This window comes from Arthrobacter sp. C152, from assembly GCF_054890965.1.
The window spans coordinates 1-16,108 of the sequence record NZ_JBTZSU010000004.1 but is presented as its reverse complement, the minus strand read 5'-3'; the positions used below and the strand labels follow the sequence as shown (position 1 = coordinate 16,108).

Here is a 16,108-nt window from a genome sequence, read left to right as displayed (position 1 = left end):
CTACGGAGCGCAGGTCGGCGGTGTTCCCGGTGCCTGGCCGGTGGCACAGGTGGGCAGCGGCGAGATGGGCGTCGGCCCAGCGACCGGCGAAGTGGTGGGCGCTGGGGTCGGCGCCGCGCTGGTGGGGGCGGGTTTCGGAGCCGTCGCGTAAATGACGGTGATGAGCGACCCCTTTGGCACTGTTCCGGTGGGGTTCAGCTCCAGGACGGTTCCGGGGGTCGCGGTGCTCTCCTGCGGCAGTACCGTGACCTGGAGGCCCAGTTGCTCCAGTTGTGTCTGTACCTGGCGGTAGTCCTTGCCCAGGTAGCCTGCCGCGACGACGTTGACGGTGTCCTGCGTCGGCGTTGGAGTGGGCGTCGGTGTGCTTCGGGTCTGCGTTGGTGTGGCCGACGCCGTGGTGCGGCTGGGGCTGGCAGACGCGGACGGACTGGTGCTCGTGCTGGGCACGGACGTGGGGTTGCCGGACGGGGAGAAGAGTCCCAGCTGGCTCAGCAGGAAGCCCGCCAGGGCAAACAGCAGCAGCAGGATCAAGGCGACCAACGGCCACGTCCAAGGGCTGCGGCCCTTGCGCCGCGGCTCGTCGGCGGGCCCGTCGTCGTACGTTTCCTCTTCCTGGTCCCAGTTCCGCTCAGCCGCCATCGCATTGGCGCGGGCAAGCGTCCCCTGGCGGCCGTCCTCCCCTGCCGCCGCCGCACCCGCGGCGCCGGCAGCCATTCCTGCGCCGGCCCCGACCACGGGCAGGGCGGAGGTGGCGGACGGCGTCGAGTCGCGCTGGGCGCCGATGACGCCGGTCGGGGCTGTGGTGGTGTCCACCGGGGCGGTGATGGGGCCCGTCTCAGCGTCGAACAGAAGCATCCCGGGGACCGCGGCACGGGCCGCGCCGATGTCTCCGTTGCGGATGGCCTCGGCGGCTTCGGCCAGCTTGATCGCGTTCGCCGGCCGGTTCTTCGGATCCTTGGCCAGCATGGACATCAGGAGCGCCCGGACGGGCGACGGCAGGGATTCCGGCAGGGGCGGCGGGGCGTCGTTGACCTGCGCGAGGGCGATGGCGATCTGTGACTCGCCCGAGAAGGGCCGGTGGCCCGTGAGGCACTCATACCCGATGACGCCCAGGGAATAGATGTCGGACGACCCCGTGGCGGTCTGGCCGGTCGCCTGTTCGGGCGCCAGGTACTGCGCGGTGCCCATCACCTGGCCCGTTTGCGTGAGCGGCACCTGGTCCGCCAGGCGGGCAATGCCGAAGTCTGTGACCTTGACGCGTCCGTCGGGGGTGATCAGGAGGTTTCCGGGCTTGACGTCGCGGTGGACCAGCCCCTGTGCGTGCGCCACGGACAGGGCGCGGGCGGTCTGCGCGACGATGGAGAGCGTGCGGTCCGGCGAGAGCACCTGCTCGTGTTCGATGATGCTGCTCAGCGGCTGCCCGGGCACCAGTTCCATGACCAGGTAGGCTGAGCCTTCTTCTTCGCCGTAGTCGAAGACATTGGCGATCCCTACGTGATTCAGCAGCGCGGTGTGGCGTGCCTCGGCCCGGAAGCGCTGGAGGAAGCCGGGGTCGCCGGTGTATTCCTCCTTGAGCACCTTGATCGCCACGATGCGGCCAAGGACGAGGTCTTTCGCTTTCCAGACTTCCCCCATGCCGCCGATCGCGATCCGTGTGGTCAGCTGGAATCTGCCGCCGAGGGTGATTCCGGTTGTAGGCCTCACTTATTCAACACCGCCTCAAAAATCTTCTTCGCGTTCGGACTGGTCAGCTGTGCGCCGGTGGTGATGTTCACGCCTTCCATGACGATCGTGACACTCACCTGCGGATTGTTTGCGGGGGCAAAGCCCGTGAACCAGGAGTTGTTGGTTCCATTCCCGAGCTCTGCCGTTCCCGTCTTGCCGGCGACCTGGACACCGGGGACGGCCGCGCCCTTGGCGATGCCGTCACTGACGGCACTTGCCATCCACTCCGTGATCTGGCTGGCGATCTGCGGGGTGGTGGAGGTGCGCAGCTGCTGCGGCTGTGGTTCGTCGATGACGCGCAGGTCAGGGGAACGCAGGGTCTTGATGAGCTTGGGCTGCATCTGGATGCCACCGTTGGCGATGGCGGAGGTCATCATGTTGATCTGCAGCGGCGTGGCGCGGACATCCTTCTGCCCGATGGCCGACTGGGCCAGTCCCGGTGCGTCGAGGTTGTCCGGGAAGCCGTTGCCCTGCGCATGGCCCAGCTTCAGCTGGTCGCCGACCTGTTCGCCGAAGCCGAACTTCTTGGCCTGCTCGGCAATGGCGTTGCGGCCGAGGTCCAGGGCAATGCTGGCAAACGGCGTGTTGCAGGACTGCTGCAAGGCGAAGGCGAACCCGGCGGTATCCCGCGTGTAGCAGTTGCCGCCCGCGTAGTTGGGCAGCTTGTACTGGATCCCGTCGAAGGGCATTTCGGCGGGGTTGGGGAGCACGCTGTCTTTGTTGTATTTCCCGGAGGCAAGCGCGGCCGCGGTATCGACGAGCTTGAAGACAGAGCCCGGGGCGAGCAGCTCACCGGTGGGACCGCTGACGTTCTGGTTCAAGTTGATGCCGGGCACCTTCACCAGCTCATTGATGGCGGCGCCTTCTGCCTTGGCGTCCTGGGTGGCCACCTGGTTCGGGTTGTAGGACGGTTTGGAAACCATGGCCAGGATGGCCCCGGTCTTGGGGTTGGTCACCACGATCGAGCCGCGCTGGCCGTCCGGGATCAGGCTGTAGGCAAGCTGCTGGATCTGGGGGTCGATGGTGAGTTCCACCGAAGCGCCCTTGGGCTGGTTCCCCAGGAAGAGCTGCCCCACCCGGTCCAGGAACAACTGGTCGGAGTCACCGGCCAGTTCCGATCCCATGCTTTGCTCCAGGCCGGTGGCACCGTAGTTCTTGGAGAAGTAACCGGTCAGCCCGGCGTACAGCTCCGGCTGCGGGTAGGTGCGCTGGAACTTGCACGTTTCCGAACTGGTTTCCACCGACTCGGCCACGGGGCTGCCGCCGACAATGATGGCGCCGCGGTCGTTGCAGTAGTTCTGCAGGATGGCGCGCTGGTTCAGCGGATTGGTCTTGAGGTCGTCGGCGCCCACAACCTGGACGTAACTGATGGCGCCGAAGATCAGCGCGAACATGGCGACGGCCGCCACCCATGAGTGCCTGATTGCCTGGTTCACGCCTGTTTCACCGCCTCGGTGGGAGTGTCAATGCCGGTGGCCTCCGCTGTCCCGGCCGGAGGAAGCGGGGTGGTGTCCACGGGTCCGCGGGCCGCATGGGAGATCAACAGCAGCAGTCCCACGATGATCCAGTTGGCCAGCAGCGAGGACCCGCCGGCCGCCAGGAACGGCGTGGTGAGGCCCGTCAAGGGGATGAGCCGGGTGACGCCGCCGATCACCACGAAGCACTGGAGCGCCACCGCGAAGGACAGGCCGCAGGCGAGCAGCTTCCCGAAGGCATCCCGGGTGCCCAGGGCGGCACGGAATCCGCGGGTAAAGAAGAGCAGGTAGAGCAGGACGACGGCGAACAGCCCGATCAGGCCCAGTTCTTCTCCGAGGGAGGCAATGATCATGTCGCTGTTGGCGAACGGGACGAGGTCCGGCCGCCCCTGGCCGAGGCCGGTTCCCACCAGGCCGCCGTTGGCCATGCCGAACAGGCCCTCGATGACCTGCCGGCTGCCGTTTTCGTAGACGTCCGGCGAGAAGGCGTTGAGCCAGCCGTAGACGCGCTGCTGGACGTGGGAGAACACCTGGGCGGCCACGAAGCCGCCGCCGAGGATGAGGGCCAGGCCGATGACCACCCAGCTGATCCGGCTGGTGGCCACGTAGATCATCACGATGAACAGGCCGAAGAACAGCAGGGATGAGCCCAGGTCGCGCTGGAAAATGAGGACGCCGATGCTGACCAGCCAGGCGGTGATCATGGGGCCCATGTCCTTGAACCGCGGGAACTGCAGCGGGCCGATCTTCCGGCCGGCGAGCAGGATCAAATCCCGGTTGGAGGACAGGTACCCGGCAAAGAATATGGCCAGCGTAATCTTGGCGACTTCACCTGGCTGGAACGTCATGGGCCCGAACCTGATCCACACGCGCGCCCCCAGGATCTCCCCGGCACTGATGCCCGGGACCAGCGGCAGGATCAGCAGCAATGCGCTGGCGGCCAGGGAAATAAACGTGAACCGGCGCAGGATGCGGTGGTCCTTGAGGAAGAACACCACTGCGATGGCCACGGCCATGGCAACCAGGGTCCAGCGCAGCTGGTTGTTTCCGGTGTCATCCCCGGGGCCGTCCAGCCGGTGGATCATGGCAAGGCCGAGGCCGTTCAGTGCCACCACGATGGGAAGTATTACCGGGTCGGCATACTTCGCCCGGAACCTCAGGACGCCGTGGAAGGCCAGCGCCGCGATTGCCAGCAGGCTGGACTGGAACCAGAAATCTGAGTCGAATGCCTTCTCCGCATCCACGCCCACCAGCATGTTGGCGCCGATGCCCACGGCAAGCGCCAGGAGCAGCAGCAACAGTTCGACGTTGCGGCGAGGCTTGGGCATGGCGTTTACCTGGCTCATTTGGCCGCCTCGCAGGTGATGGTAGGGGTGGGGGAAGCAGTGGGCGCCGGGGACGCGGAGGCGGCCGGAGCCGGCGGGGGCGCCGCACTGGCTGCCGGGGATGCCCCGGCCGACGCGGACGCGGAAGCCGTGGGGCATTCCTGCTCCGGCGACGTGGTTCCCGTGAGCTCGAGGTTCTTCACGATCCGCTGGGCATCGTAGAGATCATTGGCGGGGACTGTCTGCCGGACGCGCTGCTGGGAGAACGGCGGGAGGGAGTCCATTCGGATGTCAGTCACGGCTTCGAGGGAGGACAGCTGGATGGGGCCAAGCCGCTGTGATACGCCGTTGTAGATGGCAACCCGGGAATCGAATTCGCCGATGTAGTAGCGGGTCTGGGTCCACGCGTAGCCGAGCCACAGGCCCACGGCCACCACCACCAGGACTGCCGCGGCAATCGTCCAGGCCACCCAGCGCCGGGGACGCAGCGGGACCAGGGCGTCGGCGGGGTCGCCGGCGGACTCAGCCTTGTGGGTAAGGAGGGTGGCTGCGCGCCTGGCCACGGTCCGGCCGGCAACCGTGGGGATGGAGCCGGACTCGGCGGCTGCGGCCGCAGCGCCGACAAGGTGGTGCGGGCGGGAAGCCAGTTCCTCCCGCAGGACTTCCGCGGACAGATGCTCGCCAAGGTGGGGGTCGGTGCTGCCGGGCTCGGCGGAACCGGCTTTTCCGTCCTTGTCAGGGGCGTTGCCGGGTGTCTCCTGGCCGGAGGCCGCGGCGGGCTTGTCCTGGCCAGTTTCGGCGTGGTCTGCGGGTTCCTGGCTGGCCGCCGGCTTTGCCTCTGCGTCCTTTGCCCCCGCCTCTTTGTCGTCTCCCGCTGCCCCGGCCGCGGCAGCGGGCTTGCTGCCTTGCACGGGCGGGATGATATCGACGGCGGCCGTGCTGACGTCGTCGGGCGTTTCTTCGGCGATGTCCACCATGACCACGGTGACGTTGTCCGGGGCTCCGGCCTCAAGCGTCTGTTCCACCAGGCTTTCGGCGCATTCGGCGAGGTCCCGGGTTTCCCGGACCGTGCGCTCCACGGCGTGCCCGGCGACATAGTTCAGGCCGTCGGAGCAGAGCAGCCAGCGGTCACCCAGCTTCACATCCAGGGTGTCCAGGTCCAGTTCGGGGCTCGCATCGACGTCGCCGAGGACGCGCATCAGGACGTTCTTGTGCGGGTGCGTTTCAGCTTCCTCGGGTTTGAGCCGGCCCTCGTCGATCAGCCGCTGCACGAACGTGTGGTCCACGCTGACCTGCTTGAATTCGCCGTCGCGCAAACGGTAGGCGCGGGAATCGCCGATGTGCGCGAAGTGCAGCTTCCCCTCCGCCAGCAGGAGGGCCGTGACAGTCGTGCCCATTCCTGCAAGTTTTGGGTTGATGTGGACAAGCTCGGAGAGCAGGGAGTTCGCGGTCTGGATCTCGTCGGCGAGGGTGGTTCCGGCATCACCTTCGTAGTCCGCGCGGTCCAGGTGGATCATGTCCAGGACGGTTGCCGCTGAAGCCACGTCACCGCCCGCGTGGCCGCCCATGCCGTCCGCGACCACGGCGAGGTGACGGCCCGCATAGGCTGAATCGTCATTCTTCGAACGGATCCGGCCCACGTGGGACCGCGCCGCGAAGCGCATGATGAGTGGCCGCGCTCCGGGCTCGGATCCGGGTGCGGGGTTTTCGGTGGCGGCCATGGTTACGGCCTCAATTCAATGACCGTCTTGCCGATTCTCACGGGTACCCCTGGCTCGACCGGCAGGGCACGGGTAAGTTGCTGGTCTCCCAGATAGGTTCCATTGGTGGATCCCAGGTCCTCTATGAACCAGCGGCTGCCCTGGGGAAAGAGCCTGGCGTGCCGGCCGGAGGCGTAGTCGTCCTCCAACACCAGGGTTGCCTCCTGGGCGCGGCCGAGCAGGATCGGGCTGGCTGCCAGGGGAAGTGTCCTGCCCTTGAGCGGGCCTTCAACTACCACCAGCTGCCGCGCCTGCTGCTTCACCGGCGGCTGCGGCGGCTCGGCGAGATCCGGGTTGCGACGCACCTGGCGTGCCGACGGGGCGCCCGCGGCTGCCTTGCGGCCCACCATGAGGTCCCGGCGCATGGCGGAGACAATGCTGAAGATGAGCACCCAGAGGAGCAGCAGGAACCCAAACCGCAGGGCGGTGATGGTCAGGTCGCTCATGCGTGGCCACCCGGGCTGGCGGGAAGCAGGCGGAAGATGATCTTTGTCCGTCCCATCGTGATGGTGGAGCCGTCAGTAAGTTCAGTGCTTCCCGAAACCCGCTGGCCGTTGACGTAGCTGCCGTTGGTGGAACCGAGGTCCACGGCGCTCGTCACGCCGTTCTCCGTACGGATTTCGAGGTGGCGGCGGGATACGCCGGTGTCGTCGACGTGGATGTCGGCCTCCGAGGACCGTCCAAGGATGATGGAGGGCGCGTTCAGCGAATAGCGCTGCCCATCGATGTCCAGCACAGGCTGAAGCCTGACCGGCTGGCGGCTGGGTGCTGCGGGGACGTTGGGACGCGGCTGGGCGGCGCCGGAACTTTGCGACTTTTCGGTAGCGGAGGCTATTTCGAAATCCCCGGCCCGCAAACCGCTCTCACGCCGGAAGGAGATCCGGACCGGCCCCTGGAGCGTGTAGCCCTGGCTGCGGACGTGGTTGATCACGACGTCGCACAGTTCTTCGGCCAGCGGGGTCCCCCATTCCTGGGCACGCTTGAAATCCTCGTCGCTCAGCTGGACGTCGAAGACATTGGGCACCAGGGTGCGTCCGGCGGCCACGGTGATTGCCTTGTGGTCCACTTCGCGGCGGAGCCTGCTGGCGATCTCCACGGGTTCAACCTGGGCCTTGGAACCGGTGGAGAAGACACCGCGGACGGCCTTTTCAATGCCGCGTTCCACCTTGTCAAGCAGACCCATGGTCCTTCTCCTTTCCCCCCGGCCCCGGGGCAGTATCCGTTGGGGACCAGCACCTGCATTGCGGTTCGACACTGGATGGTGTCCCTGCAGGCGGCAGCCACTCTTACATCCGATACTACTGGGATGCCCTGTGAATGACCTTAATCCGCAACGGCCGTGCGCCGGTAAAAGTTCGGTGACATCTGCACTGCGCCGTGTTCGGCGCTGACTCCGGACGCAGCTTTCGGGGCGTATTCCGTCCGGTCTTTACGTGCCACGGGAGGCGGCGCGGAGGCCAATTGGTAATTTGCCGCCGATGTCCGTTATGCTTGATCTCGCTGCTTTTACAAGGCGCGGATCCGGGAAACCGGTCCGGCTGAGTGGAAGAAGTTGCGCGCGAGTGGCGGAACGGCAGACGCGCTGGCTTCAGGTGCCAGTGTCCGAAAGGGCGTGGGGGTTCAAATCCCCCCTCGCGCACGCATATAGAAGAGCCCCGGTCTTAGGACCGGGGCTCTTTTTGCGTTTCCGGCACGAAACCCAGGGTCTGCCGGATTGCACCAGCTTTCGGACTTCGCACCCGCGGGCGGACTTCGCACTACCGCGTCGGCTGGTGCCGCGTCCGGTGAAGGGTGCTGCGGCGCCTGCCCGGGACAACGACGGCGGCCGGGGCCTAAGCGGACGGGCGCGCCGACGCCTTGAACCGGCGTCGGGAGTTTGCCAGGTGGCTGCGCATGGCGGCCGCCGCGGCAGCCTCGTCACCGTCGGCGATGGCGTCCAGGATGGACCGGTGCTCCTGCACCACCTGGTCGAAATGGTCCCGGGCGTAGTGTTCGACGCCGGTCATCAGCCGGGTGCGGGGCATCGCGATCATGGTCTGCCCCAGGGCGGCGAGGCAGTCCGAGTAGTAGGGGTTGCCTGAGGCAGCCGCCACGGCGCGGTGGAATTCGAAGTCCGCCTTCATGGCGTGCGCGGGGTGGCCCGCGCTTTCGGTGAAGGTTTCCAGGGCGGCGCCCACGGCACGGAGCTGCCGGTCGGTGTGGTGGCGGGCGGCCAGGGCCGCGGCCTCGGTCTCCACCCCCATGCGGAACGCCAGCAGGTGCAGCCTGTCCTCGGTGGTGGCCACGGGCCGGACGCCCGGCACTGCCGGGGGTCCCTCCGCGGGCGGGGTGAGCGCGAAGCTGCCGCGCCCCCGCTCGGTTTCCACCAGTCCCTCTGCCTGCAGCCGGGTGAGCGCGGCACGCACCACTGTCCGGCTCACGCCGAAGTCGCTGATCAGCGTGTTTTCGCTGGGAAGCTTCTCGCCGGGCTGGATGACGCCGTCGACGATGCGGTTGCGAAGGTCAGCGGCGAGGTCAGTAGTGAGGTTCCGGCTCATGGTTCCAAGGGTACGGCGTCGGGATCAGGCGCCGAACTCCACGCTCTCGGTGGTCCAGGCGCGGGCCTGGTCGCTCAACGTCACGCCGAGGCCGGGGCGGTCCGGGACGATCATCCGGCCATCCTTGGTTTCCAGGCGCTCGTTGAACAGCGGGTCGAGCCAGTCGAAGTGCTCCACCCACGGTTCGCGGGGGTAGGCCGCGGCCAGGTGGAGGTGGATTTCCATGGCGAAGTGCGGTGCCAGGCCCAGGCCGCGTTCATCGGCGAGGGCGGCGAGGCGGAGGAACTGGGTGATGCCGCCGACGCGCGGTGCGTCGGGTTGGATGATGTCGCAGCCGTTCGCGGCGATGAGGCCCTTGTGCTCGGCCACGGAGGCAAGCATTTCGCCGGTGGCGATGGGGGTGTCCAGGACCTGGGCCAGGTGGGCATGGCCTTCGAAGTCGTAGGCATCCAGGGGTTCTTCGATCCAGACGAGGTCGAATTCCTCCAGCCGGCGCCCCATGCGCAGGGCGGTGGCGCGGTCCCACTGCTGGTTGGCGTCCACCATCAGCGGGACATCCGGGCCGATGTGGTCGCGGACGCCGGCGACGCGGCGCAGGTCTTCCTTGCTGTCCGGCAGGCCGACCTTGATCTTGATGCCGCCAATGCCTTCCTCGATGGACTGGCTGGCGCGTGCCTTCACCTCGTCCAGCGTGGCGTTGAGGAAGCCGCCGGAGGTGTTGTAGGTCTGCACCGAATCACGGTGTGCGCCCAGGAACTTCGCGAGGGAAAGGCCCGCCCGCTTGGCCTTGAGGTCATAGAGGGCGATGTCAATGGCGGCGAGAGCCTGGGTGGCCACGCCGGAGCGGCCCACGGACGCGCCGGCCCAGAGGAGCTTGGTGTAGATCTTGGCGATGTCGTTGGGGTCCTCGCCGATGAGGCCCTCCGCCACTTCCTTGGCGTGGGCGTACTGGGCCGGGCCTCCGGCGCGCTTGGAGTAGCTGAAGCCAATGCCGGAGTGGCCGAGTTCCGTGGTGATTTCCGCGAACAGGAAGACCACCTCGGTCATGGGCTTTTGCCGGCCGGTGAACACCTTGGCGTCACTGATGGGAATGGTGAGGGGCAGGCGGGCGGTGGACAGCTTGACGTGCCGGATGAGGTCGACGGTGCTCATGAGTTCTCCTAGAGGCGGGACTGGGCTCCTTCGCCCACGCTCTTAGGATATAAGTGAACAACTTGTATTACAAGTAGTGCTACCGGCGGCGCAGTGTGCCCAGTCCCGAAATGAGCGCATCGAGCCCCAGGCTGAACGCGGTATCCGCCGGCCGGCCCTGCTCGCTACTGCCGGAGGCTGCCGAACCGCGGACGGCGGCGGTGAAGTAGGGCGTGGCGTCCGCCATGGAACCGGACTCGAAAATGTCGTCCGGCGCGGTGACGTCGTAGGCGGAGCCGAAGATGAAAGATTCAAGCGCCACGATGGCCGGCACGATCCGCTCCCGGGGGAACCCGGCGTCGGAAAATCCTTTGCTGACGGTCTCATACATCGCCAGGGTCTGCGGGGCGTCCGTGACCGGCAGGACGGCGATCACGGGAATCAGCGGGGTGTGTTCCGCGAAGACGTCCCGGTAGCTCCAGGCCCAGGTGCGCACGGCGTCCTCCCATGGCCGGGCGTCGAAGCCGGAGACGTCCACGAGGGACATCAGGTGGTCCTCCACCAGGAGCAGGACGTCCTGCTTGGACTTCACATGGTTGTAGAGGGCTGATGGTGCCACCTCCAGTACCTTGGCCAGGGCCGCCATGGTGAGCCCCTCATACCCCTTGCTGCTGACCAGGTCCAGTGCGGCCGCCGTGATTCCGGACTTGTCCAGGACCGCCGCCGAGGGCCGGCCCGCCCGCCTCCTCTGTGCACCGCCGGTGCTGGTGGTGCGGCCCGTCATGGCTGGTACTGCCGGCATTGCTGCCCTTTCGTTGGTGGTCTCCAGCATTATTCCATCCGGCACTTCCGCTCCCGGCGGGTGCGGGCTATAGTTCTACTAAATGAACGGCATTCATTTAGTGGTGACCGTCACCGGGCGGGCCGCAGAGAGGACATCATGCTGAACCTGAACCGCGACGTCGTGGTCGTTGGAGCCGGGCCCTCCGGGCTGACTGCCGCGCGTGAACTGAAGAAGGCCGGACTCACCGTTGCCGTGCTCGAAGCGCGCGACCGGGTAGGCGGCCGCACCTGGACCGACGCCGTGGACGGCGCCATGCTCGAGATCGGCGGCCAGTGGGTCTCACCGGACCAGACCGCCCTGCTGGAACTGCTGCAGGAACTGAGCCTGGAGACGTACCCCCGCTACCGCGACGGCGAGTCCATCTATATCGGCGCGGACGGCGCACCCGTCCGCTACACGGGGGACTCCTTCCCGGTTGACGCGGACACCGCCGTCGAAATGGACCGCCTGGTGGCCCTCCTCGACGAACTCGCCGCAGAAGTCGGACCCACCGAGCCGTGGGCGCACCCCAGGGCCCGGGAGCTGGACACCATCTCCTTCCACCACTGGCTGCGGCAGAACTCCTCCAACGAGGAAGCCTGCAAGAACATCGGCCTGTTCATCGCCGGCGGCATGCTCACCAAGCCGGCGCACGCCTTCTCCGCCCTGCAGGCCGTCCTCATGGCAGCGTCCGCGGGCTCTTTCACCCACCTGACGGATGAGGACTTCATCCTGGACCGCCGCGTGGTGGGCGGGATGCAGCAGGTCTCGCTGCTGCAGGCGGAGGAACTGGGGGACGACGTCGTGCTGGGCTCGCCGGTGCGCACCGTCACCTGGGAGCCTGACGCCGACTGCGGCCACCGCGTCACCGTCGAATCGGACCGGGCCACCGTCAGCGCCAGGTTCGTCATCATGGCCGTGCCGCCCAACCTCTACTCCCGCGTTTCCTTCAATCCGCCCCTGCCGCGCCGGCAGCACCAGATGCACCAGCACCAGTCCCTGGGCCTGGTCATCAAGGTGCACGCCGTCTACAGCACACCGTTCTGGCGGGACAAGGGCCTTTCCGGAACCGGTTTCGGCGCGGACGCCCTGGTCCAGGAGGTGTACGACAACACCAACCACGGTGATTCCCGCGGCACCCTGGTGGGCTTCGTCTCCGACGAGAAGGCCGACGCCGTCTTCGAACTCAGTGCCGGGGAACGCCGGAAGGCGATCCTCGAATCGATCGCCAGCTACCTTGGCGACGAGGCCCTCACCCCCGAGGTCTACTACGAGTCCGACTGGGGCTCGGAGGAATGGACGCGCGGCGCCTACGCATCAAGCTATGACCTGGGTGGCCTCCACCGCTACGGCAAGGACCAGCACGCGCCGGTTGGCCCCATCTACTGGTCGTCCTCGGACCTCGCCGCGGAAGGCTACCAGCACGTGGACGGCGCCATCCGCATGGGCCGCCTGACGGCCGCCCGCATCGTCGAGATGGCAAAAGTGCCGGTGGCCGCCGGCTGGTAAATAAGCATGCTTACTATTAGGCTGGCGGCGGGGAGCGTCCCCGACTTCAGACGAACGAGGTGAGGCATGACTGACGCGCAGAGCATCAGCAAGGTTACTGAGATCATCAACGATTCCAAGATCGGCATGGTCACCACCATCAACGAAGAAGGCGCCCTCGTCAGCAGGCCGCTGGCCGTCCAGGAGGTAAAGGACGACGGCGGCATGTGGTTCTTCACCGGGCTCGGCACCTCGCAGGTCGCCCACGTCCGCAGGGACTCCCGCGTCAACGTCGCCTTTGGCAAGAACACGGAGTGGGTTTCCGTGGCGGGTACCGCCCAGGTGGTCACCGACCGGGAAAAAATCCGCGAGCTGTGGAACCAGGCGGTTGAGGCGTGGTTCCCGGACGGCCCGGACACCCCCGAGGTGTGCCTGCTGCACGTCGACTCGGACTCGGCGGAGTACTGGACCAGCCCCGGCGGCACGGCTGCAACGGTCCTGCAGTGGGTCAAGTCCAAGGTGACGCACAGCCGCATGAGCGTCGGCGAGAGCGGAACCGTCGAGCTCTAAAGGTACGGCAGGGGCGGGGCAGCTATGGCTGCTCCGCCCCCTTCAATGTCTGGAGGACGGCCGCCAGCAGCACGTCGTTGCGTCCCCACACCGGATCCAGGATCTCGACGTACCAGGAGTCCGCGAGCAGCAGGGCCAGGGTCTCGTTGGTTTCCTCCGCCCAGTCACGGATCTGTTCCTCTTCCACCGGGTTTTCGCTGGAGCCGAGCACGGTGGTGACCTCCGTCCCGGCAAGGGTCACCGGGATGGCGGCGCTGCTGGCTTCGCCGGGGGCGTGGGCGACGGTCACCAGTTCCGTGCGGGTGGAGAGCGCCAGCAGGTCCGAGGCGGTCGCGGCACTGCAAAACCCTGTGACGTACTCCCGTTGCGCGGCCGCATCATCCAGGATGCCCGGCTGGGATTCCTTGGTGAACAGGCCGTTCCGGTTCAGCTCCGCCAGCACCGGGGCAAGGGGTTCCGTTTCGGCGTCGAAGCCCGCGGCGAAGTGTCCTGGCTGGTAGGAGCTGCCGCCTTCGAGCCAGCGCGCGGTCAGCTCGCCGGCCCCTTCAAGGGTGGTGGCCTGCCGCCAGACCCCGCGGTCCTCCAGCAGGCGGCCGTACTGGTCATGGGCCGGAAATTCCTCAGGCTTCATCCTCGGATGCTATCGCCGGGGGCGCATCCGGTTCCACCGCTGCCGACACAGCAGTTAACGTCACGCCTGCTGTGCCGGCAGGACCGGCGGGATCCCTGCCGCATGCTCCGCGGCGGCAAGAGACGCGGCCAGGCATCCGACGGCGTCCGGGTAGCCCTGGTGCGGAACAGTCCGGAGCTGGTCCGCCCGCCGCATGGCCTTGATCATGGCGGACGTCTCGGGCAGCCGCACATCGGTCAGTGCCGGATAGTCGATGCTGCAGGCCGGGTCCAGCTCGTAGCGGCGCCACCGGAGCATCAGCTCATCGTGCCGCTCCTGCGCGGCCTGGTGCGCCGCACGCTGCCGCCCCTGCTCCCGGCGGGCGGCCCTCCGGGCCACTAGCCTGGGGGTCCCGCGGTAGGCGGCCATCCCCGACGCGGCGGCCGCTCCGGCGAGGAACAGCCCCGCCCACGGCGAAATCAATGCGGGGATCAGCAGCGCGGGCAGGGCCACGCACGAACCCAGGAACAGGTCCCAGAAGAGCTGGTCCGGGCCATGGACGGAATCGCCGGCCGGGGCAAGCGCGCGGCGGCGGACGGTGAAGACCGTGCCGGCCACCCCGGCAAGAAGCACGGGCCCGCAGAGGAGGACGGCCCACACTCCCTGAAGCAGGCCTTGGAACAGGGGTTCCGCGATGGCTGACATGGTGCACCTCCAGCGCCCTCCAGGCCCCGGCCGTCCGGGCTGGTCATTCCATTGCACCGTGTTCCACGGGCAACGTCAATGGCGGGCGGCGGGGATGAAAATATCTGCCGCGAGGCACCGCCCAGCGGTAGCGTGGGGGCCATGAGACTGAAAATGTGCAGCATCCACGTCCAGGATCCGGCGGCCGCCCATGCCTTCTACACGGGCACTTTGGGCTTTGAAACCCTGATGGCCATGCCCGAGCACAACCTCTACATCATCAAGGATCCGGGCGCGGGCGACAGTTCCGTGGGTCTGCTGCTGGAGCCCAGCGACAACCCGATCGGGGCCGACTACATGAACCGCGTGCACGAGGCAGGCCTGCCCGCGATTGTCTTCGGGGTCCCGGACGTCCAGGCGGAGTACGAGCGGCTGGTGGCGGCCGGGGTCAGCTTCAAGACCCCGCCCACCACGGATCCGTTCGGAACCAGTGCCGTGTTCGACGACGGCTGCGGCAACTTCGTCCAGCTCCACCAGGACTGACTGCCCCGATACGCCTAGGCGCGTGCCTTTTTGGCTGCCTTCTTCGCGGCCTCGTCCTTCACGCGCTGCGCTTCGGCGCGGACGGCCGCGTGCGTGGCGCGCTCGGTGACCAGCCACTGCGGGGGAGCCTGAAGCAGCGCGGTGATTTCCGCCGTCGTCAGCGCCTCTTCCACGCCACCGCGTGCGAGGCCGCTGATGGAAACGTTCAGCTTCTGGGCAACCACGGGCCGGGGGTGCGGGCCGTTGCGGCGCAGCTCGGCCAGCCACTCCGGCGGGTTGGCCTGCAGTTCGGCGAATTCCTCGCGGGTAATGCTCGAATCCTGGAACTCCTGCGGCGTCGCCGGCAGGTAGATGCCAAGTTTCTTGGCAACGGTGGCCGGCTTCATGGACTGGGAGTTAGCAGAGGTCATGCTTCAAGGGTATCCGGGCGGCGGGTACTGTGAAGACGTGCCCGCCGACGATACCTCCGCTCCAGACACCAACGCCGCAGCTGCGGAGGCGGCCCCCCGTGAGCTGCGCATCGCCTACGCTGCGGGCGTGACGCCCGGCAAATGGATCCGCCGGTGGGAGGAGCGGATGCCGCATATTCCCTTGAAGGCATTTATGCTCGACGGCGATGACCAGCTCGGTGCGGTCCGCGGCGGGACGGCAGACATGGCTTTCGTACGCCTTCCCGTGGAACGCGAAGGCCTCAGCGTCATCCCCCTGTACGAGGAGCAGCCGGTTGTGGTCGCCCCCAAGGGCCATGAGATCTCGGTGTTCGAGGAGGTGGCGATCGGGGACCTGGAACAGGACGCGTTCCTGGACGTATCCGCCCTCGGGGGTCCCGAAGCGGCGCTGGAGGTGGTGGCTGCAGGGGCCGGGCTGGTGATTCTTCCCATGTCCGTCGCCCGGCATTTCAACGTCAAGGACACGGTTGCCCGCCGGCTGACCGGTGCTGCCGGAACCGAAATCGCGCTCATCTGGCCCAGCGGCGCCACGGATGAGGTGCTCGAGGAATTCATCGGGATTGTCCGTGGCCGGACCGCCCAAAGCTCCCGCCAGCCCTCGGCGCAGCCGGGAAAGGTGAAAAAGGAGCCCAAACCGGACCGCCGCGGCGGCGCGCCCGCATCGAAGAAGGCACCGAAAGTCGCCCAGCGGTACGCACCCAACCCGGACAAGGGCCGTGGCAAAGGGTCGCGGAAGAAAGGCAAGCGCTAGCCGGGCACGCGTGCCCGTCCAGGGGTTCCAGGCTCCGTGCCGCGGACACGGCACGGCCGGCCCCGCGGGTGGCGGAGCCGGCCGGCATCACCTTGGTTCAGGTGTTTTGGACGTGGTCTTTGGCGTCGGTGGCGCGGTCTTTGAGGTCGGCGGCGGCCGTTTGGCCTTCGGTTTTGACGTGGTGGGCGGCGTCGGTGGCGGTGGCTTTGACGTTTTCCATGGCTTCCTGGGCGGGTT

The 16,108-nt window shown here is 67.4% G+C and carries 16 protein-coding genes and 1 tRNA gene; 5 read left to right on the top strand and 12 right to left on the bottom strand.

The window, feature by feature from the left end:
* The 6 genes from ACYSM9_RS03855 to ACYSM9_RS03830 are packed head-to-tail and all read right to left on the bottom strand — an operon-like array spanning position 1 to position 7,468.
* Positions 1-1,704, bottom strand: coding sequence for a serine/threonine protein kinase (locus ACYSM9_RS03855; RefSeq protein ID WP_461855686.1), 1,704 nt, complete (start codon positions 1,702-1,704; stop codon positions 1-3).
* Positions 1,701-3,161 (bottom strand): peptidoglycan D,D-transpeptidase FtsI family protein, encoded by a 1,461-nt coding sequence (locus ACYSM9_RS03850; RefSeq protein WP_461855685.1) that lies wholly within the window; start codon positions 3,159-3,161, stop codon positions 1,701-1,703. Before ACYSM9_RS03850 ends, ACYSM9_RS03855 begins: the two co-directional genes overlap by 4 nt.
* Positions 3,158-4,546: an FtsW/RodA/SpoVE family cell cycle protein gene (locus ACYSM9_RS03845; RefSeq protein WP_461855684.1), complete on the bottom strand. Its 1,389-nt coding sequence runs from the start codon at positions 4,544-4,546 to the stop codon at positions 3,158-3,160. The genes ACYSM9_RS03850 and ACYSM9_RS03845 overlap by 4 nt, the downstream gene beginning before the upstream one ends.
* Entirely contained in the window at positions 4,543-6,246 is a 1,704-nt protein-coding gene (locus ACYSM9_RS03840; protein ID WP_461855683.1) for a PP2C family protein-serine/threonine phosphatase, read from the bottom strand. Before ACYSM9_RS03840 ends, ACYSM9_RS03845 begins: the two co-directional genes overlap by 4 nt.
* 2 nt (positions 6,247-6,248) lie before the next feature.
* Positions 6,249-6,731, bottom strand: coding sequence for an FHA domain-containing protein FhaB/FipA (locus tag ACYSM9_RS03835; RefSeq protein WP_461855682.1), 483 nt, complete (start codon positions 6,729-6,731; stop codon positions 6,249-6,251).
* Positions 6,728-7,468, bottom strand: coding sequence for an FhaA domain-containing protein (locus ACYSM9_RS03830; protein WP_461855681.1), 741 nt, complete (start codon positions 7,466-7,468; stop codon positions 6,728-6,730). Before ACYSM9_RS03830 ends, ACYSM9_RS03835 begins: the two co-directional genes overlap by 4 nt.
* Before the next feature lie 373 nt (positions 7,469-7,841).
* On the opposite strand from ACYSM9_RS03830, the gene ACYSM9_RS03825 reads away from it, so the two are divergent.
* Positions 7,842-7,924, top strand: a tRNA-Leu gene (locus tag ACYSM9_RS03825).
* Between the two features lie 193 nt (positions 7,925-8,117).
* Here the strand turns inward: ACYSM9_RS03825 and ACYSM9_RS03820 are convergent.
* The 3 genes from ACYSM9_RS03820 to ACYSM9_RS03810 form a co-directional block, all read right to left on the bottom strand.
* Positions 8,118-8,822, bottom strand: a complete 705-nt coding sequence (locus ACYSM9_RS03820; RefSeq protein ID WP_461855680.1) for a FadR/GntR family transcriptional regulator — start codon at positions 8,820-8,822, stop codon at positions 8,118-8,120.
* 24 nt (positions 8,823-8,846) lie between these two features.
* A complete protein-coding gene (locus ACYSM9_RS03815) occupies positions 8,847-9,974 on the bottom strand; it encodes an L-talarate/galactarate dehydratase (protein WP_461855679.1) in 1,128 nt (375 codons plus the stop codon).
* Positions 9,975-10,053: 79 nt separating this feature from the next.
* Positions 10,054-10,755 carry a TetR/AcrR family transcriptional regulator gene (locus tag ACYSM9_RS03810; protein WP_461855678.1) on the bottom strand — a complete coding sequence of 234 codons (702 nt, stop codon included), beginning with the start codon at positions 10,753-10,755 and terminating at the stop codon, positions 10,054-10,056.
* A 138-nt stretch (positions 10,756-10,893) separates the two neighbouring features.
* Between ACYSM9_RS03810 and ACYSM9_RS03805 the strand changes: the two genes are divergently transcribed.
* On the top strand, positions 10,894-12,285 hold the full coding sequence (locus tag ACYSM9_RS03805) for a flavin monoamine oxidase family protein (RefSeq protein ID WP_461855677.1): 1,392 nt from the start codon (positions 10,894-10,896) through the stop codon (positions 12,283-12,285).
* Between the two features lie 66 nt (positions 12,286-12,351).
* Entirely contained in the window at positions 12,352-12,834 is a 483-nt protein-coding gene (locus tag ACYSM9_RS03800) for a pyridoxamine 5'-phosphate oxidase family protein (RefSeq protein WP_461855676.1), read from the top strand.
* A 22-nt stretch (positions 12,835-12,856) separates the two neighbouring features.
* Here the strand turns inward: ACYSM9_RS03800 and ACYSM9_RS03795 are convergent, their stop codons facing one another.
* A complete protein-coding gene (locus tag ACYSM9_RS03795; RefSeq protein WP_461855675.1) occupies positions 12,857-13,465 on the bottom strand; it encodes a DUF6919 domain-containing protein in 609 nt (202 codons plus the stop codon).
* A 60-nt stretch (positions 13,466-13,525) separates the two neighbouring features.
* Positions 13,526-14,149 carry a hypothetical protein gene (locus tag ACYSM9_RS03790; protein WP_461855674.1) on the bottom strand — a complete coding sequence of 208 codons (624 nt, stop codon included), beginning with the start codon at positions 14,147-14,149 and terminating at the stop codon, positions 13,526-13,528.
* A gap of 141 nt (positions 14,150-14,290) precedes the next feature.
* On the opposite strand from ACYSM9_RS03790, the gene ACYSM9_RS03785 reads away from it, so the two are divergent.
* Positions 14,291-14,671, top strand: coding sequence for a VOC family protein (locus ACYSM9_RS03785; protein WP_461855673.1), 381 nt, complete (start codon positions 14,291-14,293; stop codon positions 14,669-14,671).
* A gap of 14 nt (positions 14,672-14,685) precedes the next feature.
* On the opposite strand, the gene ACYSM9_RS03780 is transcribed toward ACYSM9_RS03785, so the two are convergent.
* A complete protein-coding gene (locus ACYSM9_RS03780) occupies positions 14,686-15,081 on the bottom strand; it encodes a DUF5997 family protein (RefSeq protein WP_461855672.1) in 396 nt (131 codons plus the stop codon).
* Between ACYSM9_RS03780 and ACYSM9_RS03775 the strand changes: the two genes are divergently transcribed.
* Entirely contained in the window at positions 15,044-15,871 is an 828-nt protein-coding gene (locus ACYSM9_RS03775) for a LysR family substrate-binding domain-containing protein (protein ID WP_461855854.1), read from the top strand. The two genes, ACYSM9_RS03780 and ACYSM9_RS03775, sit on opposite strands and share 38 nt — an antisense overlap.
* The last annotated feature ends 237 nt before the right edge of the window (positions 15,872-16,108 follow it).